We start from the raw sequence: 23,384 nt of genomic DNA on the forward strand, positions 1-23,384 counted from the left end.
GAACCCCCACACCTTGCGGCACATGGACCTGAACCATGCGCGTCTACCAATTCCGCCACGTGGGCACTGTTACTGCTCTCTGTCACATGTTCTGCAACAGAGGCCAGAATCATAGGGGAGCGGCGCGTTGCCGTCAAGAGCGGAATGCTGATTTTTGATAAAGATTGCACCGGGCCACACGCCTGATTTGCTGCTTGCTTGTTTGCTCACACTTTCGTAAGCTCCTGAATGCTGGCCCCGTCATCTAGGCAAAGGAGTAGGCGATGGACACATTGAGCAGCTGGTTCGGCAGCCAGGGCTTCATGCCGCATGGTCACTGTTTTCTCTGGACGCCGTCGATCCTGTGGCTGAGCGTGATCTCCGACGCGCTGATTGCGCTGGCCTACCTGACCATTCCGATCACGCTGCTTTACTTTATCCGCAAGCGTCGCGACTTGCCGTTCGACTGGATGTTCATCGCCTTCGGCATTTTCATCCTGGCCTGCGGCAGCACCCACGTGGCCGACATCTGGGTGATCTGGCACCCGGACTACTGGCTGTCGGTGATGCTCAAGACGATCACCGCCGCCGCCTCGATGGTGACGGCCGTCGTGTTGGTGCGGCTGGTGCCGGTGGCGCTGCGCATTCCCAGTCCGGCGCAGCTGGAGGCGGTCAACGCCGAGCTGCAGCGCGCCAATGCCGAACTGCGCATCGCCATGGAGCGTGCCGAAGTGGCCAACCGCGCCAAGAGCGCCTTCCTGGCGGCGATGAGCCACGAATTGCGCACGCCGCTCAACGCCATCCTCGGCTACACCCAGATCCTCAAGCGCGACAAGGGGTTGACGCCGACCCAGAAGAGCGGCGTCGGCACGATCCAGCAGGGCGGCCAGCATCTGCTGGCGCTGATTAACGACGTGCTCGACCTGTCGCGGGTGGAGGCGGGCAAGATGGACTTCCATCCCAAGCCGGTGGTGCTGGCCGATCTGCTGTCGGTGGTGGCCGACATCATGCGCGTGCGCGCCGAACAAAAGCAGCTGCGTTTCGAGCTGGAGCTGGTGGCCGGCCTGCCGGAGGCGATCAGCGCCGACGAAACCCGCCTGCGCCAGGTGCTGTTGAACTTGCTGGGCAACGCCGTCAAGTTCACTGACCGCGGCACGGTGCGCCTGCGCGTGCTGCCGTTGCCTGCCGGGCCCGGGCCCGGCGCCGGCGCCGCCGCCGATGCCGCCACGCTGCGTTTCGAAGTGCACGACGACGGCATCGGCATCGCGGCCGCCCATATCGACGCCATCTTCCGTCCGTTCGAACAGGTGGGCGACGCGTCGCGCCGCGCCGGCGGCACCGGGCTGGGCCTGGCGATCAGCGGCCAGCTGGTGCGGCTGATGGGCGGCGAGCTGAAAGTGGAAAGCAAACTGGGTACGGGGAGTCGCTTCTGGTTCGATGTGGCGATGCCGGTGGTGGCGGCGCCTGCCGCCATCAGCAACGACGGCCACAACGCCACCGGCTACCTGGGGCCGCGCAAGACCATCCTGGTGGTGGACGACGTCGCCACCAACCGCGCCTTGCTGCGCGATTTGCTGGGCGCGCTGGACTTTCGCATGCTGGAGGCCGATAACGGCGCCGACGGCTTGCGGCAGGCGCAGTCCGGCGTGCCGGACCTGATGTTGCTGGACATGGTGATGCCGGACATGGACGGCATCGAAACCACGCGCCGCCTGCGTGCCGACGCCCGCACCAGCACCATGCCGGTGTTGATGATTTCCGCCAGCTCGACCCCGGAAGAGGAAGAGCGCTCGCGCCAGGTCGGCGCCAACGGTTTCCTCAGCAAACCGGTCGACGAGCAAGAGTTGTTGCGCGAGATCGGCGCGCATCTCAAGCTGGAGTGGAGCATGGCGCCGGAATGATGCTGGCCGAGTCCGCCATGCATGACTTCCGGCACTCTCTGTTCGCCGCGCCGTTGGCATAGCATCGTCCCCATCGACTCGCCGCATGCGACCCACGCGGCGGTCCCACTCTTTTGGCGATGGGCAGATATGGTGACGCGACGCGATGTAATGCTGCTGGGCCTGGGCGCCCCCTTGTTGAGCGCCTGCGGAGGCGGCAATTCCGGTGGCGCGCAGGAAAACGTGGTTGCGTCGGTGATCGCCGACGACGACTGGCGCACGGCGGCGCCGGAGAGCGAGGGCGTGGCGGCGGCAGCGATGCAAGGTCTGTTGTCCGAAGGGGCGCAGATCCCGGAGATGCGCAGCCTGCTGGTGGTGCGCAACGGCAGCCTGATCGGCGAGCGTTACTATGCCGACGGCAAATCCTCCGACCTGCGCCACATCCGTTCGGCCACCAAGACCGTCGGCAGCCTGCTGGCCGGGCAGGCCATCGGCGATGGAAAGATACGCGGCGCCACGGCCACGCTGGGTGAATTGCTGCCCAGGGAGTTGGCCAAGATTCCTGGTTCGGTGGCGGGCAATATCACGTTGGCCCAGGTGCTGCGCATGCGCAGTGGACTGGAGTGGGATGAGGACGTCCACATGCAGGAGCTATTGCATACTCCCGACCTGACCAGCCTGGCGCTGCGCCTGCCGGTGGCGCCGCTGGGGCCGAACGGACCGTACTGGAACTACAACAGCGCCGTCTCGCATCTGGTGTCGCCCATCGTCGCCGATGCGTATGGCGAGGACACGCTGGCGGTCGCCACGCGCAAGCTGTTCGCGCCGCTCGGCATCCGCCAAGTGGCCTGGGAGCGCGACGCGACCGGCACGATACTCGGCTCGTTCGGTTTGCAGTTGCGGGCACGCGACCTGATGAAGCTGGCGTGGATGGCGCTCGACGGCGGCATGTGGCAGGGCAAGTCCGTGGTGCCGGCCGCGTGGCTGGCCGAGAGTTTCGCCAATCATGTGCATATCGGCCCGATCGGGGATATGAGCGATGTCGGCTATGGCTATTTGTGGTGGCGCGGCATGCTGGGCGGCCATCAGGTGATCACCGCCTACGGTTTTGGCGGGCAGTTGGCCATGCTGGTGCCGGACTTGCGGATGACCTTCGCCACGGCCGCGCTGTGGGACTTGCCGATAGACAAGGGTGGGGCGAACGAGATGTTGATCTTTAACCTGATCGGGCGCTTCCTCAGCAAACTGTAGGGACGCATGAATGAAAAAAGCCGCAGACCTTTTTAAGGGCGCTGCGGCTTTTTTGCGGAATTTTGTGGTGCCCACGGAGGGACTCGAACCCCCACACCTTGCGGCACATGGACCTGAACCATGCGCGTCTACCAATTCCGCCACGTGGGCACTGATGCTTCTCAACAACTCTGCTATTATAACGACGGGGAGAGTTTTGCGCCAGATGAGCTTTCGCTCCTTACTGCACATCAACCCTGTCTAGCAGTTTCTCACTTTGCCGCTGTTTTTCAACATTGTCGCTGCGAGAGACCAAGATTATAGAGGAATTTTGCGGGAAGTCAAACGCCACAACATAAAAAATCCGCTTGAATTCGCAAAACCGGTCGCAAATTAGTCAATCAGGGCGTTTCCAAGTACACTACGCCTGTCGTCGTGTCATATATATGCACCTGACGATTTTGCCAGGCCGGATTTCCTCTGAACACTGTCAATAATAACTACAGAAATACTTTTGAACCAATCTACCCATACCATTCCCAGCCGGGAGGAAATTCTCGGCATCTTCCGCAGCGCCAAGGCGCCGCTCGATCTGCGCGCACTGTCGAAGTCGCTGAAGGTCGCGACCGAGGCCCAGGCCGTGTTGTCGCGCCGCCTGAACGCCATGCAGCGCGACGGCCAGATCGTCTCCGACGACAGCGGCCACTTCTCGCTGGCCACCGAGACCGGCTTCATCGCCGGCCGCGTCGCCAGCCATAAAGATGGCTTCGGCTTCGTGATCCCGGACGAGCCGGGCGAAGACCTGTTCCTGCCCGAAAAAGAAATGCAGAAAGTCCTGCATGGCGACCGCGTGCTGGCCAAGGTCATCGGCGTCGATCGCCGCGGCCGCCCGGAAGGCACCATCGTCGAGGTGGTCACCCGCGCCAATACCCACATCATCGGCCGCCTGCTGAACGAAAACGGCGCCTGGATCGTGGCGCCGGAAGACCAGCGCATCGCCCAGGACATCCTGGTCGAAGGCTCGATCGGCAAGGCCAAGGCCGGCCAGATCGTCAGCGTCGAGCTGACCGAGCAGCCGATGCGCTTCAAGCAGCCGGTCGGCAAGATCGTTGAAATCCTGGGCTCGCTGGACGACCCCGGCATGGAAATCGAAATCGCCGTGCGCAAGTTCGGCGTGCCGCATGTGTTCTCGGACGCCGCGCTCAAGCAAGCGAACAAGCTGCCGGACCATGTGCGCGACGCCGATCTGGCCGACCGCGTCGATCTGCGCGACATCCCGATGGTCACCATCGACGGTGAAGACGCGCGCGACTTCGACGATGCGGTCTACTGCGAGCCGGTCAAGATCGGCCGCGCCAACGCCTACCGTTTGATCGTCGCGATCGCCGACGTCAGCCACTACGTCAAGCCGAACGACGCGCTCGACGCCGACGCGCTCGAGCGCAGCACCTCGGTCTACTTCCCGCGCCGTGTGATTCCGATGCTGCCGGAGAAGCTGTCCAATGGCCTGTGCTCGCTGAACCCGGCGGTCGACCGTTTGACGCTGGTGTGCGACGCCGTCGTCACCGCCAAGGGCGAGATCAAGGCTTACCAGTTCTATCCGGCCGTGATCCACTCGGCCGCGCGCATGACCTACACCGAAGTGGCCGACATCCTCGGCAACACCAAGGGACCCGAGGCCGCGCGCCGTCCGGGCATCGTGCCGCACCTGCTGAATTTGTACGAGGTGTACCACGCCTTGCTGAAGGCGCGCACCGAACGCGGCGCGATCGACTTCGAGACCACCGAGACCTACATCGTCTGCAACCCGTCCGGCAAGATCGAGAAGATCATCCCGCGCACCCGCAACGACGCCCACAAGCTGATCGAAGAATGCATGTTGACCGCCAACGTCTGCGCGGCCGACCTGCTGATCCGCCACAAGCATCCCGGCACCTACCGCATCCATGCCAGCCCGACCGCTGAAAAGCTCAAGCAGGTCCGCACCTTCCTCAAGCAGGTCGGCCTGACGCTGAACGGCGGCGACAAGCCGGCCGCCGGCGACTACGCCGTGCTGATGAAGCAGGTCAAGGAGCGTCCGGACGCGTCGCTGCTGCAAACCATGCTGCTGCGTTCGATGCAGCAGGCGGTCTACTCTCCCGACAACATCGGCCACTTCGGCCTGGCGTACGAGGCGTATGCCCACTTCACCAGCCCGATCCGCCGCTACCCGGACTTGCTGACGCACCGCGCCATCAAGGCCATCCTGCTGGGTAAGAAGTACGAGCCGAAAGTGGCCAGCACCAGCGTGCTCAACACCAACGTCTCGAACGCCACCCGCAAGCAGCAGGCCAAGGACAAGGCCGAAGGCAAAGAGAAAAAAACCGTCGACCTGACCGTGTGGGACGCGCTGGGCGTGCACTGCTCGGCCAACGAACGCCGCGCCGACGAAGCGTCGCGCGATGTCGAAGCCTGGCTGAAGTGCTACTTCATGCAGGACAAGCTGGGCGAGGAATTCACCGGCATCATCACCGGCGTGACCACCTTCGGCATCTTCGTGCAGCTGGACCAGCTGTTCGTTGAAGGCCTGGTGCACATCACCGACCTCGGCGCCGACTACTTCCAGTACGACGACGCCCGTCACGAACTGCGCGGCGACCGCACCGGCAAGAAGTTCCAGTTGACCGACCGCGTCAGCGTGCAAGTGGTGCGCGTGGACCTGGAAGCGCGCAAGATCGATCTGCGCCTGGCCGGGGCCGATGCGCCGCCGCCACGCGCCGACAAGTCCGATGCGCAGTCCAAGGACCGCAAGACCAACATCAAGCCGGGCCCGGCCGTGCCGAAAGCGCAGCCAGCCAAATCATCGGCCAAAGCCGCCGCCAAGCCTGCCGCGGCCAAGCCTGCCGCCAACTCGCGCGGCGGCCGCAAGACTAATGCCGGGGCGGCTGCTCCGGTAGCACCCCGAGCAGCGAAGACTGTCTCAAAAAGTAAAAAGAAGCGATAAATGAGTAAGAATAAAATGATTTTTGGTTTCCACGCCGTGACCTCGCGTTTGCGTCATGAGGCGAGCTCCGTGGAAGAGATTTTTGTCGACATCGGCCGCGACGACCGCCGCATGAAGGACCTGGTCGCCAACGCCAAGGCCGCCGGCGTGCGCGTGATGCCGGTTGATTCGGCCCGCCTGGACAAGATCGTCGGCACCCGCCGCCACCAGGGCGTGATCGCCTTCGCGTCGCAGCTGGCGCTGGCGCGCAACCTGGACGAACTGCTGGACGCCATCGAAGGCCCGCCGCTGCTGCTGGTGCTGGACGGCATCACCGATCCGCACAACCTGGGCGCCTGCCTGCGCGTGGCCGACGGTGTCGGCGCACACGCGGTGATCGTGCCGAAGGACCGCGCCGTGGGCTTGAACGCCACCGCCGCCAAGGTCGCCAGTGGCGCGGCCGAGACCGTGCCTTACATCACCGTCACCAACCTGGCGCGCACCCTGCGCGACTTGAAGGACCGCGATATCTGGCTGATCGGCACCTCCGACGATGGCGAAAAAGGCTTGTACGAAGCCGACTTCACCGGCCCGACCGCGCTGGTCATGGGTTCGGAAGGCGAGGGCATGCGCCGCCTGACCCGCGAGACCTGCGACATGCTGGTCAGCATTCCGATGTTCGGTTCGGTTGAGAGCCTGAACGTCTCCGTCGCATCCGGCGTCTGTCTGTACGAGGCACGCCGCCAGCGCATCGCCAAAGACATTTAAGCGATACGACTACCCGGCGGCCTGTGACGAGGGCCGCCGGTTTCCCCTCCTTGCAAGCCGCTTCCCAGCAACCCACGACCGAATACGCTACCATGAGCGTTTCCGTTGCACTCCTGACCACCCATGTTCCATCGCCTGCGCCAAGACATTAACAGCATCATCGAACGCGATCCTGCGGCCCGCAACGCCTGGGAGGTGTTGACCTGCTACCCCGGTTTGCAAGCCATCGTCATGCACCGCTGGGCGCACTGGTGCTGGACGCACAAGATGAAGTGGCTGGGCCGTTTCATTTCCTACCTGGCCCGCATCGTCACCGGCATCGAGATCCATCCGGGCGCCACCATCGGCCGCCGGGTCTTTATCGACCACGGCTTCGGCGTGGTGATCGGCGAGACCGCCGAGGTGGGCGACGACTGCACCATCTACCAGGGCGTGACCCTGGGCGGCACCTCGCTGCACACCGGCGCCAAGCGCCATCCGACACTGGCGCGCGGCGTTATCGTCGGCGCCGGCGCCAAGGTGCTGGGCGGCTTCACGGTGGGCGAGTACGCCAAGGTCGGCTCCAACGCCGTGCTGCTCAAGCCGGTGCCCGCGGGCGCCACGGCGGTCGGCAATCCGGCGCACATCGTGCAGAAGGAACCGGCCTCGGCGACCAGCGCCACCGCCAACCTGTTCAGCGCCTACGGCGTCACGCCGAACGGCGACGATCCGCTGTCGAAGGCCTTGCACGGCTTGATCAATCACGCGGTGAAGCAGGAAGAACAGATCGAACGCATCCTCGCCACCATGAAGGCGGCGGGCTTGCACTGTCAGGGCGTGCCCGAATGTGATAAATTGAATTCAGACCAACTCAACAAGCTTGTTGAATAAGGAAGCCGCTTATGGAATCGTCGCCCGATGGCGTTGAAGTGCTGGACCCGTTTGAAATCCGCGTGCTGGCCGTGCTGGCCGAGAAGGAAGCGCTGACGCCGGATAATTATCCGCTGTCGTTGAACGCGCTGGTCAACGGCTGCAACCAGCTGTCGAGCCGCGACCCGGTGATGGCGTTGTCGGAAGAGACGGTGGCCGAGGTGCTGCAACGGCTGATGCAGCGCAAGTACGTCAACGGCATCACGCAGGCGGGCGCGCGGGTGACCAAGTACGAGCACCGCATGCGCATCAAGTGGTCGCTGGAGCAGGACAAGCTGGCCGTGCTGAGCATCCTGATGCTGCGCGGCCTGCAGACCGCCGGCGAAATCCGCACCCGCACCGGCCGTCTGCATGACTTTAAATCGGTGGCCGATGTCGAGCAGGCGCTGCAATTTTTGATCGACAAATATCCGCCGCTGGTCTCGAAGCTGGCGCTGGCGCCCGGCACCAAGGAGCCGCGCTACGGCCAGTTGCTCGGTGGCGAAGAGGCGTTGGCGCGCGAAGAAACCGCCGCCAGCATGGGCGGTTCGGTCAGCGTGGCCGGGCAGGGCGGCCGCGTCGCCGCGCTGGAGCAGGAAGTCCAGCAACTGCGCCAGCAGGTCGAAGACCTGAGCGCGCAGTTTGCCGAATTCCGCCAGCAGTTCGAATAACGTCGAATGTCAGACTTGACCCCCGTGCTTATTCGAACCTGAACTCGATCAAGGCGTCGTTGGTGTAGACCTTGTCGTTCAGCGGCACCGAGTACATTTTTCCATCCTCGTCGACCTTGAGCTCCAGCCTGCTGGCGCCATCCACCAGCGTGGCGCTGGCGATGACGCGGTCGCTGTGCACGCTCAAAGTGAAGTCCTTGAACGAACACCAGTCCGTGGTCAAGGTCAGGGTGTTGATCGTCGCGCGCATCAGGAAGGGGATGTAGTTCTTCGCTACCGCGATCAGCACCCGGCACTCCAGCCGGATATCGCCGAGCCGCCGCATGTCGGCCGGCACGCCGGCGCTGCGTATGTCCGGCATCCAGCCGTAGTAGTTCTTCTTCTGGTTCAGCACCACGTCGGCGTTGTCGTCTTCCGCTGCCCGGTTGCGCGGCAGGCTGAAACTGTGATCGGCCGCCAGCGGCAGCGGGATGTCGGTCTCGTTGCCGAACAGGCGCAGCGACAGCGTGTCGATGGCGCCTGCGGGCGCCTTTCTTTTGGTGTGCATGCGGAAGCGCACTTGCTGCGCATTCGGCGCCAGCGCGTGCTGGCTGTCAAAGGCGTCCAGGCCGGACAGCATGTAGCGGTAAGGCTGCATTTCCGGACTGCGGGTGCCGTTGATGACGACCATCTGTCCCTCCCCGGCCTCCGTCTCGGCCGCCGTGGCCGGCAGCGCCGCCACGGCGGCCGCCAGCAGCGCGGCGCGCATATACTGTTTGCCGGCCATGCTTAGCCTTCCTCGCGGCGGCGGCGCATCCAGACGGCGGCGGCGATCATCGCCACGCCGGCTGCCACGCCAATCCAGACACTGACGCCACTCAGCGTACCCCACGAGGCGCTGAAGATGGTGTCCGGCAGCGCCAGTTTGTTGGCTTCATGGTGCAGCGTGACGGTGTCGGCTTCGAAGATGATCCACGAACCCGGAATCACGCCCAGCAGGATGCGGTCGACCACGCGGGTGACGAACCAGCCGGCGTTGAAGCCGAAGTGCAGCGCCTTCTCGGCCCACATCAGCAGCAGCGACGTCACCAGCGGCGTGCCCACGGCCCACAGGAACACCTTGGAGCGCGCCATGCTCGACACCATCAGCAGCCAGCCCACCGTCGGCAAGGCCCACAGGATGTAGACCGGCAGCAGTCCCGCCAGACGCAGCGGCGTCAGGTAGAGGTCCGGCGCCACCAGCAGGGCGCCGAACAGGTTGGTGCCGTGCACCAGCATCGCCAGGCAGCCGGCCAGCAGGATCACCAAGGACAGCACGGTGCCGATCGCCACCGTGATCAGCGGCGCCACCACCAGGGCCAGCGCCACCTTGGACATGACGGTGGTCAGGTCCGACACCGGCAGCGATTTCCAGAACAGCAGGCTGCGGTCGCGGCGTTCGTCGTTCAGCGCGCCCAGGCAGTAGAAGAACACCAGGAAGCTCAGCACCATCATGATCGGCAGCGACGACAGCATGTAGGCCTGCGACGCCGTTTCGACGATGCGCGCGCGCATCGCGCCTTCAACGGTGACGGTGCCGATCGACATGGTCTGGCCGTCGTCGTTAAAGTTGGCGTTGTGGCCCAGGAAGATGCCGGTCAGTGCCAATGCCGCGATCAGTCCGGCGATCACGGCGGGAGCCCAGAACAGCATGCCCTTGTGCTCCCACAGTTCGCGCTTGATCAGCCATTTCATCGTTTTCATGCGTAGGTTCCTTTCATCGTCGCGACAAACAGGTCGGCCACGCTGGGCGTGCGCAATTCCCCGAAGGTCGACAGTTGCAGCCGCGGCACGCCATCGAACAGCATGATGGGCTTGCCGAACACGGTGCGCTGGCTCATCGGTTGCAGCGCGTTGGCGGCCGCCACGAACTGCGGCTCGACCATCACTTCGGTGAAGCGCTCGCCCACCTCGTCCATCGACGCCGCCAGCGAGATCCGGCCATCCTGGATGAACATCAGGTCGGTCAGGATGTGCTCGACTTCTTCGATCTGGTGGGTGGTGATCAGGATGGTCTTGTTCTCGTCGAAGTAGTCTTCCAGCAGGTTCTGGTAGAACTGCTTGCGGTACAGGATGTCCAGGCCCAGGGTCGGCTCGTCGAGCACCAGCAGCTTGGCGTCGATCGCCATCACCAGCGCCAGGTGCAGCTGCACCACCATGCCCTTGGACATGGCTTTGACCTTCATGTCCGGCGTCAGCTTGGTGTTGGCCAGGTATTTCTCGGCCTTGCTGCGGTCGAAGCGGGGATGGACGCCTTCGACAAAGGCGATCGCGTCCTTGACCTTCAGCCACTTCGGCAGGATGGCGACGTCGGCGATGAAGCAGACGTCGTTCATCAGCGCCTCGCGCTGCTTGCGCGGGTCCATGCCCAGCACGCTCAGCTCGCCTTCGAACTGGGTCAGGCCCAGGATGGCTTTGAGGGTGGTGGTCTTGCCGGAACCGTTGGGGCCGATCAGGCCGACAATGCGGCCTGCCTCGACCGTGAAGCTGGCGCCGTTCAGCGCGGCTTGCTTGCCGTATTTCTTGCTGAGCTTGGACGCCGTGATGATGGCGCTCATGACGCACCCCCGCTGGCGATCGGCTTGAGCAGGGTATCGAGTTCCAGGCCGAGGCGGCGGATACGTTCCAGCATCAGCGGCCATTCTTCGCGCAGGAAGCGCTCGCGTTCAGTGGCCAGCAGTTTGTCGCGGGCGCCGTCAGTGACGTACATACCTAGTCCCCTTCTTTTTTCTACGAGCGTTTCGTCCACCAGTTCCTGGTAGGCGCGAGATACGGTGATCGGATTGAGTTGATAGTCGGCGGCCACCTGTCTTACCGAGGGCAGGGCGTCGCCGGGTTTGAGCAGGCCGTCAAGCATCATGCCGATGACCTTCTCCTTGAGCTGCCGATAAATCGGCGCATTGTCATTCCAGCCTATCGTGGACATACATGTGGTCCCCTTGATGTGTGTTAATGAATTGGTGTTGTAGTAAACTATAACACTAGAATTAAAAAAGGCAAGCGATTCTTGTGGTTTTTTGTCGGCGGCGAGACTTGTTGCGGGCTTGGGTCATAATGGCGGCCTTATGTTTTTTTGCAAAAGGACACCATGATGCACTTTCAACGCACGATCAAACTGGCCGCGCCGCTGATGCTGGCCGGCCTGCTGGCCGCCTGTTCCACGCTGATCGGCCCGCGCCAGGTGGAATTGCCGCAGGAGCGCATGCAGCAGAACCTGGACCGCAAATTCCCCGTGCGCCACCGCGTGCTGGGCGTGTTCGAGGTCGAGCTGAGCCATCCGCAACTGGCCATCCTGGCCGAGAACGACCGCGTGGCGCTGACCCTGGAGGTGAACGTGGCGCCGCTGCTGGCGCGCCAGTCGTGGCACGGCAGCATGGCGGTGTCGGGGCGCTTGAAGGTGGATGGCGCGCGCAACGTCATCTACATCGGCGACGCCCATGTGGACCGCTTCGTGGTCGACGGCATGGACGAGGGCAAGCAGAACCAGATCGCCAGCGTGGCCAATCTGCTGGGCGAGAGCACGCTCAAGGACGTGCCGGTACACACCTTCCGTCCGGAAGACCTGCGCTACGCCGGCGTGCAGTTCGTGCTGACCGGGATCAGCACCAAGCCCGGCGCGCTGGTCGCCAATCTGCAGCCGGCGCAATAAGCGCTAGACGAAGCCCAGGTTGCGCGCGCTGGCGTTGTAGTTGGCCAGGTTGGGCAGCATGGCCAGCAGGTCGCTGTTCGACACGCCCAGCCAGCCGCCCAGCGTGGCCGCATATTGTTCGATCGAGGTGGTCGGCAGCAGGCGGCCCTGGCCGACGTCATCCGGCCCGTTGCTGGCCACCACCGGCGCCTTGCCGTAGTAGCGGCCGCCCTTGACGGCGCCGCCCAGCATGAAGTGCATGCTGCCCCAGCCGTGGTCCGAACCATCGTTGTTGCCGCTCAGCGTGCGGCCGAAGTCGGACGCGGTGAAGGCCGTCACCTGGTTGGCCACGCCCAGCTCCACCGTGCTCTGGTAGAAGGCCGCCAGCGCGTCGGCCACGCTTTTCAGCAGGCCCGGATGCACTTTGACCAGGCCGTCGTGCGTATCGAAGCCGCCCATAGCCACAAAGAACACCTGCCGCTTGGCGCCCAGCGCCGAAGCGCTGGAGATCATGCGCGCCACCATCTTCAGCTGGTCGCCCAGGTTGTTATTGGCGGGGAAGGGCGTGTTGATGGCCTGCGCGCCCGCCAGCGCCGAGGTCAGCACGTCGTTGGCGGAGATGGCGCGCTGCGTCACGCGCGCGTAGTCGGACTGCATCACGTGCGCGTGCGGCTGCGTGATCAGCGCGCGCAAGGCGCTGCTGCAACTGGCCGAGCCGAACATCGGGCTCTGCAAGGCGCTGAACGGCACCGAGCCCTTGGTCGACACCTGGTACTGCACCGCCTCTTTCCCGGACAGGAACACGGCGTTGCCGGAGACATTGACGCAGGTGAAGGTGGCGTTGCCGTTGCCCGCCTCGAACAGGTCACCCAGCCGGCCACCCCAGCCGGAGGTGGCGCCCTCCGCCATCGACGATTGCCATTCCGATTGCTGGTCGTTGTGCGAGAACAGCTTGGACGGCAGCGGCACGGCCTTGGCCAGGTAGTGCTGCTTGCTGGTCGGCTGCACCAGCGTGCCGACGTTGAGCAGCACGCCCATCTTGCCGGCGTCGAAGATCGGCAGCAGCGGCGCCAGTTCCGGCGCCAGCGCGTACTGGTGGGCGACACCGTTGACGTCGACCGGCGGCGCGCCGGTGTTGAGCAGCGTGCCCGACAGCGCGCTGTGCTGGTAGGCCAGGTTGGAACGCAGCGCGTAGTAGGCGTTGTAGCTGGCGGCGTCGTAGGGCACCAGGGTGTTGGCGTAGTCGTTGCCGCCGTACAGGAACACGCAGACGATGGCCTTGTAGTCGCTGGCGTTGGCGGCCGAGGCTTCGGCCATCGCCGCCAGGTTGACGGCCAGCGGCGCGGCCACGCCGCTCATGGCCAGCATCGAGGCGCGCTGCAGGAAGGCGCGGCGGGAAGAGTTGGTGGTCATGGCGGCTCCCTACTGTTGAACGAGGTATTCCGGCGCGGCCATGACCAGGGTCAGGGCGGCGTAGATGCGGTTGTGCAGCGCGGCGTCGGTCTTGGCGGACATGGTGTCGATGGCGCCGCGTATCAGGCCGACGCTGGCGCTGCCGAGCTGGCCGGCCGCCAGCACCAGGTTGATCTCGTCGACCAGTTGCTGGCCGTTGGCCGCCAGCGGCAGCAGGGTGCTGTAGTCCGGCAGCACGTCGCCGACGCCCTTGACCGCGCGCTGCATATAGTTGACGTAGCCGACCACCGAGGTTTCATTGGTCAGCTGGAACTCCGGCGCCACCAGCCCGGCCTTGGACACCGCGCTGTTGGGCGGCACATAGCCGGGCCGGTAAAAATTGAACACCGACGGCGCACGCAGCGGACTCTGGCCCAGGCGGCTGGACGCGTCGCTGGTGTTGCCGATGGCCCAGGCGTCCGTGGCGGAGGCGGCGTTGTAGGCGCGTGCCCAGCCGATGAAGCGCAGCATCGGCTCGCGCAGCTTGCCGTAGCCGGGGCCGACGTAGGTGGCGGCGCGGGCTTCGGGATCGAGCAGCAGCGCCTTGACCACCGCCGCCAGGTTGCCCTTGACGCCACGGCCGTCATGGTCGAACACGGCGGCCACGCGCGCCACGTAGGCCGGCGACGGATTGCTGGTCACCAGCTTCTGGATCAGCTGGCGGCTGATGAAGGGCGCCACATTGGCATGGCCGTAGATGATGTCCAGCGCCGCCTTCAGCGCGTCGGCGCCGGACAGGCCGGCCGCCACCGTGCCGCCGAGGAAGCTGGAGGCGCCGGTCTCGTGCCGCTTGGCCACCTGCGTCATCGGCCGGCGCAGGAAGTCCGGCACGGCGGCGGTCTGGCCGGCCAGGTCGAAGTCCCAGCCGGTGAACACGCGGGCCAGGCCGGTGATGTCGGCCAGGCCGTAGGTTTCCTTGGGGACGCCGTTGCTCAGTTGCGCTGTGCCGTCGGCGTTCAGCTGGACCAGGCCGATGCTGAACAGCTGCATCAGCTCGCGCGCATAGTTTTCGTCGGGCAGGGCGCCGGTGGTGGGGTTTTGCTTGACGTTGCCGCGGAAGGTCAGGTACTGGCCCATCGCCGCGCTGGTCGAGATCGCGCCCAGCAGCGCCCGGTAATTGCCGAAAGCGTAGTCTTCCAGCAGGTCCAGGTAGGCCGCCGCCGAGAAGGCACGCCAGCCGGCGCCCACCAGGCCGTCGATCGCCACCACGCAGATTTCCGACAGGGCCAGCGTGACGCGCTGGCGCAGCGTGTCGGGCGCCGTGATCAGCTTGCGCCAGGCGCAGGCGTCGAAGCCGTTCTCCGAGTTGCGGTTGGCGATGTCGTTGTAGCCCTTGGCCATCAGCCAGTCCCAGCGGGTGCCGGAGCGCGGCGCGGCCAGCTGGGCATCGATCCAGCCGGCGTAGCCCAGCGTCTGCACCTTGGCGATCTCGGCGCGGTTGGCTCCCATCGAGGCTTGCGCCAGGAAGCGGGCGGCGGCGGCCGCGGTCGGTGTTGGGGTCATGACGGGAATCTCCACGAAGTACGGGGTCAGACATTGCTGTGTAGTAATTTATGCCGAGTCCGCTCGTCCCGCCACCGATTATTTGTAACGAAGCATTACGGTGCAACGTTTTGCCCGCCGGCTGCCTGCGCTTTGCGCCGCACGCTTGCATTTGGCGCCGTTTTGCCGCGTTTCGTCGCATCGTGTTCCACGCCGTTGCGCCGGCGGGCATAGTGGCGTCACCTTAACCAGCCCTGCGGAGCAGATCATGATTCAGCAAATTGTCAGCCACACTCCTACCTACGTCTGGGCCTTGCTGGCCTTCCTGCTGTATCGCGGCGTGCTGGCCAGCCGCGACCGTGAGATCTCCTTGCAGAAACTGTTCATCATCCCGGCGGTGATGCTGTTGCTGTCGTTGTCCAGCATGAACGCGCATGGCGCGCTGGGCGGCGGCGTCTGGGGTGTCTGGGCGCTGGGCATGGTGGCCGGCGCGGCGCTCACGTGGAAGCTCGGCAGCGGCGCCGTCATCGCGGTCAACCGCGCCGCCGGCACCGTGCGGCAGCGCGGCAGCTGGGCGCCGCTGATGCTGATGATCGCCATCTTCGTCACCAAGTACGTGGTGGCGGTGCAGACGGCCATGCATCCCGAGCTGCGCCAGGACCTGGCGTTCGCCGCCACCGTCACCGTGCTGTTCGGCCTGTTCAGTGGCGTGTTCGTTGGCCGCGTCTCGCGCTATGTGGCCGCCTGGATGGCCCAGCCCGAGGCAATTGTGGCTTGATGGATTTGCACGTTTCCTTGTGGTGCGGGGCAAGAGCTTCTACAATTCGCGACATTGACGAAATGTTGGAGTTAGCCTCATGACGATATTTGGAATCGGACTGCACGTGCTGGTGGCGCTGTTCTTCGCCGTGCACGTGATCCGCAGCGGGCAACAGATGTACTGGCTGATGATCCTGTTTATGTTTCCCGGCCTGGGCAGCATCGTGTACTTCATCGCGATCTATCTGCCGGATTCAAAGCTGAACCACGGCGCCCGCAAGGTGGTGACGGCGGCGGCCCGCTCGCTCGATCCGGGCCGCGAATTGCGCGAGGCGCGCGACGCCTACGCCTACACCCCCACCGCGCAGAACCAGATGCGCCTGGCCACCGCCCAGCTGGAGGCCGGCGCCGCCGACGAGGCGGCCGCCACCTACGAAGCCTGCCTGCAAGGACCGTTCTCGGGCGACCTGGAAATCCGCTACGGCGCCGCGCGCGCCACGCTGGCCTGCGGCCGCGCCGCCGCCGCCGTGACGCATCTGCAAACCATCCGCGCGGCCGACGCCAATTTCCGCGGCGAGCAGGTGTCGCTGCTGCTGGCCCAGTCGCTGGCCGCGGCCGGACGCCAGGACGAGGCGAAGGCGGAGTTCGAGTTTGCGCTGGGCCGCTACAACAGCTTTGCCGTACAGGCCGAGTTCGCGATCTGGGCGGCCGGCGCCGGCGACACGGCGCGCGCCGGCCTGCTGCACGCCGAGCTGCAACGCACGATGGAGCGCTGGACCCGCCATACGCGCGACATGAACCAGGAATTGATACGCCGGCTGAACGCGGCGATGACAGCCGTCAAGCGCTGATTACTTCGGCTTGACGCTGTGGCCGGGGTTGTAGGCGCCCCCGGTGGCGGCGATGGCCTGGTTGAGCTTGGCGATGATCTCCGGCGCCACGTCCTTGCTGCAAGCGATGTGGCGCTTCATCCCCGGCGGCATGTCGGGAAAATCATACTGCACCGCCGACTGCAACAACTTTTCCCGAGGGCGGAAATAGTTCAAGTCTTCGCGGTCCACAAACATGAACGAGGCGCGGCCCACCGAGAGCATGCGCATCATCAGCGTGGTCTCCACCGTGCGGCTCATGATGTGGATCTTGCCGCTCTTGATCATCTGGTCCAGCACCGGCCCGTAGGACACGCCTTCGACCACGCCCAGCGTCAAGCTCGGGTCGTCCAGCAAGGAAGTCAGCGTCGGATGCGCCGTGACCCGCTGCACGTAATCCTGCGAAATCAGCACGGTGTGCGGCAAGTCTTCATGGATGGGGGAGGTGAACTGCGCCACCGCCTCGCGCTCGGGCAGCCGGTACCAGCTGATCGAGCAGTAATTGGTGGTGCCGTGCGTGAAGTTGGCCCAGATCCGTTTCTGCGGTTCGTTGACGAATTGCGCAGGGATGCCGGCGAGATTGAAAATGTTTTTCACGCGCTCCAGCAGGAACCCTTGCGGCTGGCCCTGCTCGATGTAGTGGTAGGGCGGCTTGTCGCGCCAGGCCACGGTCAACGCCTGGGGAGCGCACCAGCCGCTGCCGCTCAATAGCACGGTGGTGGCCAGAAAACTGCTACATAAGAACCAGGTACGTTTCGTCATGAATTGATTATAGGGCCATCCACTGCGTCGCCGCCAGAACTGTGGGAGAATCTTGTTCGTTTGATAAAGAGGAGACCCATGAACGCCAAGTTGCCCGCCATGTTGCCCGCATTCGTCGCCGCCAGCGATGTCGTCGATTTTCATCATCCCGAAGTGGCGGCGCTGGCCCGCTCGCTGCAGGCCGGCACGCCGCGCGCCACGGCGCAGCGCTGCTTCGAATGGGTGCGCGACCGGATCGAGCACAGCATCGATTACAAGCGCGACGAGATCAGCTGCAGCGCCTCCGAGGCGCTGGCGCTGGGCACCGGCCTGTGCACCGCGAAAAGCCATCTGCTGGTGGCGCTGCTGCGCGCCAACGGCATCCCGTCCGGCTTCTGCTACCAGCGCCTGACGCTGCGCGACGCCGATTCGCCGTTCTGCACGCATGGCCTGGTGGCGGTGTGGCTGGAAGAGGGCGGCTGGTACCGCTGCGATGCGCGCGGCAACAAGGCCACCGTGCATTGCGAGTTCACGCCGGGTGCGGAGAACCTGGCCTTCCCGGTGGTGACGCCGGGCGAGCAGTTGTATCCGCAGGTGTGGGCGCAACCGTGGCCGGAGCTGGTGCGGCGCATGCGCGAACTGGCGTCGATCTCGGCCTATTGCGTGACGCCGATCGACGCCGCGCCGCCGGCCGACGGGGTGGCGATTACGCTGGAATGACGGCGCCGTCGAGCGCGTGGCGCGTGATGGCGCCGGCGCTGTCGATGGCGATCCAGCCGCCGCGCGGCGGCAGGGCGTCCGGCTCCCAGTCCGGCAGCACGTAGCGGCGCTTGCCGTCCACCATGTGCAGGGCGGGGCGGTGGGTGTGGCCGTGGATCATGACGTCGGCGCCGGTGGCGGCGAACACGTCGCGGATCGCCTGCGGCGTCACATCCATGATCTCGTAGGATTTGTTGCCCTGGTCCTTGCGGCTGTTCTCGCGCATGCCGGCGATGATGGCCTTGCGCTGCGCCAGCGGCATCGCCACGAACTGCTGCTGCCACGCGGGCTGGCGCACCATGGCGCGGAACTCCATGTACTTGACGTCCTCGGTGCACTGGGCGTCGCCGTGCAGCACCACCAGGCGCTGGCCGCCGATCTCGGTCACCCAGGTTTCCGGCAGCAGGGTCAGGCCGGCCGCGGCGGCGAACTGCGCGCCGACCAGGAAATCGCGGTTGCCGGCGATCCAGTAGACGGCCACGCCCGCATCGCTCACGCTGCGCAGCGCGGCAATGATGCGCTGGTGATAGGGATCGCCGATATCGTCGTCGCCGGCCCAGTATTCAAACAGGTCGCCCAGCAGGTACAACTGTTGCGCGCGCCGCGCATGCCGGTCCAGGAAGTCGAAAAACGCTACGCTGGTCGCGGGATGCGCGGGCTGCAAATGCAGGTCGGAGATAAACAGCGCGCAGACCTGGTCCGCGCGCATGTTGGCATCGCTCATTAATTAAGCAGCCAGTTCGATCTTCTCGATGATGACGTCTTCCGCCGGCACGTCGGCGAACATGCCGCTGCGGGTGGTTTTGACTTTCTTGATGGCGTCGACCACTTCGGTGCCTTCGATGACTTTACCGAACACGGCGTAACCCCAGCCGTCCTGGCCCGGGTAGTCCAGGAAGGAGTTGTTCTTGACGTTGATGAAGAACTGGGCCGATGCCGAGTGCGGCGCCGAGGTGCGGGCCATGGCCAGCGTGTAGGTGTCGTTCTTCAGGCCGTTCTTGCCTTCGTTTTCCACGGTGGTGTCGGCTGGCTTCTGCTTCATGCCTGGCTCGAAACCGCCGCCCTGGACCATGAAGCCGTCGATCACGCGGTGGAAAATGGTGTTGGCGTAGTGGCCGGCTTCCATGTAGGCCAGGAAGTTGGCGACCGATTTAGGCGCTTTCTCGTCGTTCAGTTCGACGGTCATGTTGCCCATGTTGGTGGTGATGATTACGTTGGTCATGTTGTTATCCTGAGGTAGTGGTGAAAATGTGATGCGAAATACGACGCGGCCGCTATTTTACAGTTTTGGCTGGATAGGGGTCTTCAAAATCGTCGCCGACTTGATCACGACCGGGATCACGGGGATGTTTTGGAACATGCCCTTGTCGTCCACCAGCACGCCTTTGATCTTGTCGACCACCTCCTGGCCCTTGATGACTTTGCCGAACACCGTGTAGCCGAAACCGTCGCGGCCGGGGTAGTTCAGGGCTTCATTATCGGCCACGTTGATGAAGAATTGCGAGGTGGCGGAGTTGGGGTCGCCCGTGCGGGCCATGGCCAGCGTGTAGTTGTTGTTGGTCAGGCCGTTCTGCGACTCGATAGTCACCGGCGGGTTGGTTTTCTTTTGCTTGAGCTTTTCATCGAAGCCGCCGCCCTGGATCATGAAGCCGTCGATCACGCGGTGGAAGATGGTGCCCTTGTAGAAGCCGGCCTTGACATAGGTCAGGAAATTGTCGACCGATTTAGGCGCCTTCTCGTGGTTCAGCTCGACCACGATGTCGCCCATCGAGGTCTTGATTTCCACTTGCGGCGTGGCGTTGTTGGCTGGGGCGGCCGGAGCGGCTGCCAGGGCCGCGCCGGACAGGGCGACGCCGGCAAACATGGTCATCAGTTTGGCGAACAGTGATGGCTGAGTTTGGTGCATTGTTACTTCCTCGTAGTGGTTTTATCCGGGTTGAACTGGCCGACTAGCCAAAAATCCTAAAGCAGATTGGGTCTATGCTGTTTTTATCAATGCTATACTTGTCCATTCTACCCCTTAGAAGGTGGAAAGAATAACTACCGAGTGTCAGCCGGTCTCCAACGTGATGCGATGAATACCAGGTGCGCGCCTACTGCGCCGCGCCCGGTCCTCGTATTGCCCGGGACTGCGGCACGCGCACTACAAAGAACAAGCAAAGAAACCGCAAGAGCCCGATGAGCAATTTAAAGATTTACAACACGCTGGCGCGTGACAAGCAGACATTCGTTCCCATCGAGGCAGGCAAAGTCCGCATGTACGTCTGCGGCATGACCATCTACGATTATTGCCACATCGGCCACGCCCGCATGATGATGGCGTTCGACGTCATGTACCGCTGGCTGCTGGCCTCCGGCTACGAGGTCACCTATGCCCGCAACATCACCGACATCGACGACAAGATCATCAAGCGCGCGGTCGAGAACGGCGAGACCATCTCGCAGCTGACCACCCGTTTCACGCGATACATGGACGAAGACACCGGCGCGCTGGGCATCCTGCCGGCCACGCTGGTGCCGCGCGCCACTGAGTACGTGCCGCAGATGCTGGCGCTGATCGAGACGCTGGAAGCGAAGGACCTGGCCTACCAGGGCGCGGATGGCGACGTCAACTACGCGGTGCGCAACTTCCCCAACTACGGCAAGCTGTCCGGCAAGTCGCTGGACGACCTGCGCGCCGGCGAGCGCGTCGACGTCAACACCGGCAAGCGCGATCCGCTGGACTTCGTGCTGTGGAAGGCGTCCAAGGAATCCGAGCCGGACGAGGTCAAGTGGGATTCCAAGTGGGGCAAGGGCCGTCCGGGCTGGCACATCGAGTGCTCCGCCATGTGCTCGGCGCTGCTGGGCGAACACTTCGACATCCACGGCGGCGGCGCGGACCTGCAGTTCCCGCACCACGAAAACGAGATCGCCCAGTCGGAAGGCGCGTTCGGCCACACGATGGTCAACTACTGGGTGCACAACGGCTTCGTGCGCGTGGATAACGAGAAGATGTCCAAATCGCTGGGCAACTTCTTCACCATCCGCGACGTGCTGAAGAAGTACGACGCCGAAGTGGTGCGTTTCTTCATCCTGCGCGCCCACTACCGCAGCCCGCTGAACTATTCGGACGTGCACCTGGACGACGCCCGCGTCGCGCTGACCCGCCTGTACACCGCGCTGGACGGCGTGGAAGGCGACGGCCTGGCGCTGGACTGGAGCGAGCCGTACGCCGTGCGCTTCGCCGAGGCGATGGACGACGACTTCAACACGCCGGTCGCCTTGGCCGTGCTGTTCGACCTGGTGAGCGAGCTGAACAAATCGAAATCGCCCGCCGTGGCGCGTCAGCTCAAGGCCCTGGCCGGCGTCATCGGCCTGCTGGCCCGCACGCCGCAGCAGTTCCGCCAGGCGGCGGTCGGCGCGGCCGACGCCTCCGGCGACGCCGCCATCGCGGAACAGATCGCCAAGCGCATCGAAGCCAAAAAGGCGCGCAACTTCGCCGAATCGGACCAGATCCGCGCCGCTCTGCTGGCGGCCGGCGTCATCCTCGAAGACAAGCCTGACGGCACGACCAACTGGCGCCGCGCATAATGGTCACCGCCAAGGATAACGAGGGCGCAGACGGCGCAGTATCGGCCGTGCCGCCCTACTGGGAACAGGCCAAGATCGAGCTCATGAAGCGGGACCGCATCATGAAAAAGCTGATCCCGCAATTTGGCGACCTGCACCTGGTCGGCCACGACGACCCGTTTACCACCTTGGCGCGCTCCATCGTCGGCCAGCAAGTGACCACCAAGGCGGCCGACGTCGCCTGGAAGAAGCTGCTGCTGGTCAGCCCGAAATGCTCGCCGGCGCAGATCATCAAGGCCGGCGCCGAGCAGTTGTCGGCTTGCGGCCTGTCCAAGCGCAAGACCGAATACATCCTCGACCTGGCCGACCACTTCAAGAACAAGCGCGTCCACACCAGCCAGTGGGACCAGATGGATGACGAGGCCGTCATCGCCGAACTGGTGCAGATCCGCGGCATCGGCCGCTGGACAGCCGAGATGTTTTTGATATTTAATCTGCTGCGGCCGAATGTTTTGCCGCTCGATGACCCCGGTTTGATCCAGGGCATCAGCCAGAATTATTTTTCCGGCGAACCTGTGTCCCGTAGCGACGCGCGCGAGGTTTCGGCCAACTGGGAGCCGTGGCGCACGGTGGCGACCTGGTACTTATGGCGTAGCCTGGACCCGGTTGCTGTAGAATAGATGCTCTAATCGCTGTGCGAGGCCTTTTTGTGCCTGAATCGTGCCCGCATGGCTGAGAATAATCACGGAGGTACAATGACCAAAACGACTTTCCTCAACTTTGAGCAACCGATCGCCGAACTCGATGGCAAAATCGAAGAGCTGCGTTTCGTCCAAGACGATTCGGCTGTCGACATCTCTGAGGAGATCGACCGTCTGGCCAAAAAGAGCCAGCAACTGACCAAAGACATCTACGCCAAGCTGACCCCTTGGCAGGTTGCGCAGATCGCGCGCCACCCACAGCGTCCATACACGATGGACTACGTGAACGAAATCTTCACCGACTTCCACGAACTGCACGGCGACCGCAGCTATGCGGACGACCTGTCCGTGGTGGGTGGCCTGGCGCGCTTCAACGGCCAGGCTTGCATGGTCATCGGCCATCAAAAGGGACGCGACACCAAGGAACGCGCGCTGCGCAACTTCGGCATGCCGAAGCCGGAAGGCTATCGCAAGGCCATGCGCCTGATGAAGCTGGCCGAGAAGTTCGGCATTCCCATCTTCACCTTCGTCGACACGCCGGGCGCGTTCCCGGGCATCGACGCCGAAGAGCGCGGCCAGTCCGAAGCGATCGGCCACAACCTGTACGTGATGGCGGAACTGAAAGTGCCGCTGATCGCCACCATCATCGGCGAAGGCGGCTCCGGCGGCGCGCTGGCGATCGCCGTGGGCGACGCGGTGCTGATGCTGCAATACGCGACCTACTCGGTGATTTCGCCGGAAGGCTGCGCCTCGATCCTGTGGAAGACCTCCGAGCGCGCCGCCGATGCGGCCGAAGCGCTGGGCCTGACCGCGCACCGCCTGAAGGCCATGGGCCTGATCGACAAGATCGTCACCGAGCCGCTGGGCGGCGCGCATCGCGATCCGAAACAGATGGCCACGCTGCTCAAGCGCGCGCTGGCTGATTCGCTGCGCCAGTTCCACGGCATGAAGACCAAGGACCTGCTGGAAGCCCGTCACGAGAAGCTGATGAGCTACGGTAAGTTCAAAGAAACCACGCCGCAAGAGTAATCGCGCGCGGCATGACACA

Annotated in this window: 23 protein-coding genes and 1 tRNA gene; 13 read left to right on the forward strand and 11 right to left on the reverse strand. The window is 64.2% G+C overall.

What is annotated here, in order from left to right:
• Positions 1 to 263 precede the first annotated feature (263 nt).
• Both AC07OK_RS20240 and AC07OK_RS20245 read left to right on the forward strand, forming a co-directional pair.
• Positions 264 to 1,880, forward strand: a complete 1,617-nt coding sequence (locus AC07OK_RS20240; RefSeq protein ID WP_494691971.1) for a response regulator — start codon at positions 264 to 266, stop codon at positions 1,878 to 1,880.
• A gap of 129 nt (positions 1,881 to 2,009) precedes the next feature.
• Positions 2,010 to 3,110, forward strand: a complete 1,101-nt coding sequence (locus AC07OK_RS20245; RefSeq protein ID WP_494691972.1) for a serine hydrolase domain-containing protein — start codon at positions 2,010 to 2,012, stop codon at positions 3,108 to 3,110.
• Between the two features lie 65 nt (positions 3,111 to 3,175).
• On the opposite strand, the gene AC07OK_RS20250 is transcribed toward AC07OK_RS20245, so the two are convergent.
• Positions 3,176 to 3,260 (reverse strand) — tRNA-Leu (locus AC07OK_RS20250).
• Between the two features lie 343 nt (positions 3,261 to 3,603).
• On the opposite strand from AC07OK_RS20250, the gene rnr reads away from it, so the two are divergent.
• From rnr to AC07OK_RS20270, 4 genes are all read left to right on the forward strand, one after another.
• Complete coding sequence (gene rnr / locus AC07OK_RS20255) at positions 3,604 to 6,072, forward strand: ribonuclease R (RefSeq protein ID WP_494691973.1); 2,469 nt, start codon at positions 3,604 to 3,606, stop codon at positions 6,070 to 6,072.
• Positions 6,073 to 6,819: a 23S rRNA (guanosine(2251)-2'-O)-methyltransferase RlmB gene (gene rlmB / locus AC07OK_RS20260; protein WP_070359161.1), complete on the forward strand. Its 747-nt coding sequence runs from the start codon at positions 6,073 to 6,075 to the stop codon at positions 6,817 to 6,819.
• 123 nt (positions 6,820 to 6,942) lie between these two features.
• Complete coding sequence (cysE, locus tag AC07OK_RS20265) at positions 6,943 to 7,689, forward strand: serine O-acetyltransferase (RefSeq protein ID WP_116989837.1); 747 nt, start codon at positions 6,943 to 6,945, stop codon at positions 7,687 to 7,689.
• Between the two features lie 11 nt (positions 7,690 to 7,700).
• A complete protein-coding gene (locus AC07OK_RS20270; protein WP_494691974.1) occupies positions 7,701 to 8,378 on the forward strand; it encodes a YceH family protein in 678 nt (225 codons plus the stop codon).
• Between the two features lie 28 nt (positions 8,379 to 8,406).
• Here AC07OK_RS20270 and AC07OK_RS20275 read toward each other — a convergent pair whose 3' ends face one another.
• From AC07OK_RS20275 to AC07OK_RS20290, 4 genes are read right to left on the reverse strand one after another with little or no spacing between them, the layout of a single operon-like run.
• Positions 8,407 to 9,144, reverse strand: a complete 738-nt coding sequence (locus tag AC07OK_RS20275) for a hypothetical protein (RefSeq protein WP_494691975.1) — start codon at positions 9,142 to 9,144, stop codon at positions 8,407 to 8,409.
• A gap of 2 nt (positions 9,145 to 9,146) precedes the next feature.
• A complete protein-coding gene (locus AC07OK_RS20280) occupies positions 9,147 to 10,100 on the reverse strand; it encodes a hypothetical protein (RefSeq protein WP_494691976.1) in 954 nt (317 codons plus the stop codon).
• Entirely contained in the window at positions 10,097 to 10,954 is an 858-nt protein-coding gene (locus tag AC07OK_RS20285) for an ABC transporter ATP-binding protein (protein ID WP_494691977.1), read from the reverse strand. The genes AC07OK_RS20280 and AC07OK_RS20285 overlap by 4 nt, the downstream gene beginning before the upstream one ends.
• Entirely contained in the window at positions 10,951 to 11,322 is a 372-nt protein-coding gene (locus AC07OK_RS20290) for a GntR family transcriptional regulator (RefSeq protein ID WP_494691978.1), read from the reverse strand. The genes AC07OK_RS20285 and AC07OK_RS20290 overlap by 4 nt, the downstream gene beginning before the upstream one ends.
• Positions 11,323 to 11,484: 162 nt before the next feature.
• Here AC07OK_RS20290 and AC07OK_RS20295 point away from each other — a divergent pair, with 162 nt between their 5' ends.
• A complete protein-coding gene (locus AC07OK_RS20295; protein ID WP_494691979.1) occupies positions 11,485 to 12,045 on the forward strand; it encodes a DUF1439 domain-containing protein in 561 nt (186 codons plus the stop codon).
• Between the two features lie 3 nt (positions 12,046 to 12,048).
• On the opposite strand, the gene AC07OK_RS20300 is transcribed toward AC07OK_RS20295, so the two are convergent.
• A complete protein-coding gene (locus tag AC07OK_RS20300; RefSeq protein WP_494691980.1) occupies positions 12,049 to 13,437 on the reverse strand; it encodes a DUF1501 domain-containing protein in 1,389 nt (462 codons plus the stop codon).
• Positions 13,438 to 13,446: 9 nt separating this feature from the next.
• Positions 13,447 to 14,979, reverse strand: a complete 1,533-nt coding sequence (locus AC07OK_RS20305; protein ID WP_494691981.1) for a DUF1800 domain-containing protein — start codon at positions 14,977 to 14,979, stop codon at positions 13,447 to 13,449.
• A gap of 247 nt (positions 14,980 to 15,226) precedes the next feature.
• Here AC07OK_RS20305 and AC07OK_RS20310 point away from each other — a divergent pair, with 247 nt between their 5' ends.
• Both AC07OK_RS20310 and AC07OK_RS20315 read left to right on the forward strand, forming a co-directional pair.
• Positions 15,227 to 15,736, forward strand: a complete 510-nt coding sequence (locus AC07OK_RS20310; RefSeq protein ID WP_494691982.1) for a DUF6622 family protein — start codon at positions 15,227 to 15,229, stop codon at positions 15,734 to 15,736.
• 79 nt (positions 15,737 to 15,815) lie between these two features.
• Positions 15,816 to 16,568 carry a tetratricopeptide repeat protein gene (locus AC07OK_RS20315; RefSeq protein WP_494691983.1) on the forward strand — a complete coding sequence of 251 codons (753 nt, stop codon included), beginning with the start codon at positions 15,816 to 15,818 and terminating at the stop codon, positions 16,566 to 16,568.
• Here AC07OK_RS20315 and AC07OK_RS20320 read toward each other — a convergent pair whose 3' ends face one another.
• Complete coding sequence (locus AC07OK_RS20320) at positions 16,569 to 17,348, reverse strand: substrate-binding periplasmic protein (protein WP_494691984.1); 780 nt, start codon at positions 17,346 to 17,348, stop codon at positions 16,569 to 16,571. It abuts the gene before it with no gap.
• Between the two features lie 78 nt (positions 17,349 to 17,426).
• Here AC07OK_RS20320 and AC07OK_RS20325 point away from each other — a divergent pair, with 78 nt between their 5' ends.
• Positions 17,427 to 18,047, forward strand: a complete 621-nt coding sequence (locus AC07OK_RS20325; protein ID WP_494691985.1) for a transglutaminase-like domain-containing protein — start codon at positions 17,427 to 17,429, stop codon at positions 18,045 to 18,047.
• Here the strand turns inward: AC07OK_RS20325 and AC07OK_RS20330 are convergent.
• From AC07OK_RS20330 to AC07OK_RS20340, 3 genes are read right to left on the reverse strand one after another with little or no spacing between them, the layout of a single operon-like run.
• Positions 18,034 to 18,810, reverse strand: coding sequence for a UDP-2,3-diacylglucosamine diphosphatase (locus AC07OK_RS20330; RefSeq protein ID WP_494691986.1), 777 nt, complete (start codon positions 18,808 to 18,810; stop codon positions 18,034 to 18,036). The two genes, AC07OK_RS20325 and AC07OK_RS20330, sit on opposite strands and share 14 nt — an antisense overlap.
• A 3-nt stretch (positions 18,811 to 18,813) precedes the next feature.
• Entirely contained in the window at positions 18,814 to 19,308 is a 495-nt protein-coding gene (locus AC07OK_RS20335) for a peptidylprolyl isomerase (protein ID WP_494691987.1), read from the reverse strand.
• 57 nt (positions 19,309 to 19,365) lie between these two features.
• Entirely contained in the window at positions 19,366 to 19,992 is a 627-nt protein-coding gene (locus tag AC07OK_RS20340; RefSeq protein WP_494691988.1) for a peptidylprolyl isomerase, read from the reverse strand.
• Between the two features lie 272 nt (positions 19,993 to 20,264).
• Between AC07OK_RS20340 and cysS the strand changes: the two genes are divergently transcribed.
• The 3 genes from cysS to AC07OK_RS20355 all read left to right on the forward strand — a co-directional run bounded on the left by cysS (position 20,265) and on the right by AC07OK_RS20355 (position 23,365).
• Positions 20,265 to 21,656 (forward strand): cysteine--tRNA ligase, encoded by a 1,392-nt coding sequence (gene cysS / locus AC07OK_RS20345; protein WP_494691989.1) that lies wholly within the window; start codon positions 20,265 to 20,267, stop codon positions 21,654 to 21,656.
• A complete protein-coding gene (locus AC07OK_RS20350) occupies positions 21,656 to 22,315 on the forward strand; it encodes a DNA-3-methyladenine glycosylase family protein (RefSeq protein WP_217946319.1) in 660 nt (219 codons plus the stop codon). The genes cysS and AC07OK_RS20350 overlap by 1 nt, the downstream gene beginning before the upstream one ends.
• Positions 22,316 to 22,390: 75 nt before the next feature.
• On the forward strand, positions 22,391 to 23,365 hold the full coding sequence (locus AC07OK_RS20355; protein WP_020706147.1) for an acetyl-CoA carboxylase carboxyltransferase subunit alpha: 975 nt from the start codon (positions 22,391 to 22,393) through the stop codon (positions 23,363 to 23,365).
• Positions 23,366 to 23,384: the final 19 nt, after the last annotated feature.

The organism is Duganella sp. GW821-FHT07G03 (assembly GCF_059418605.1).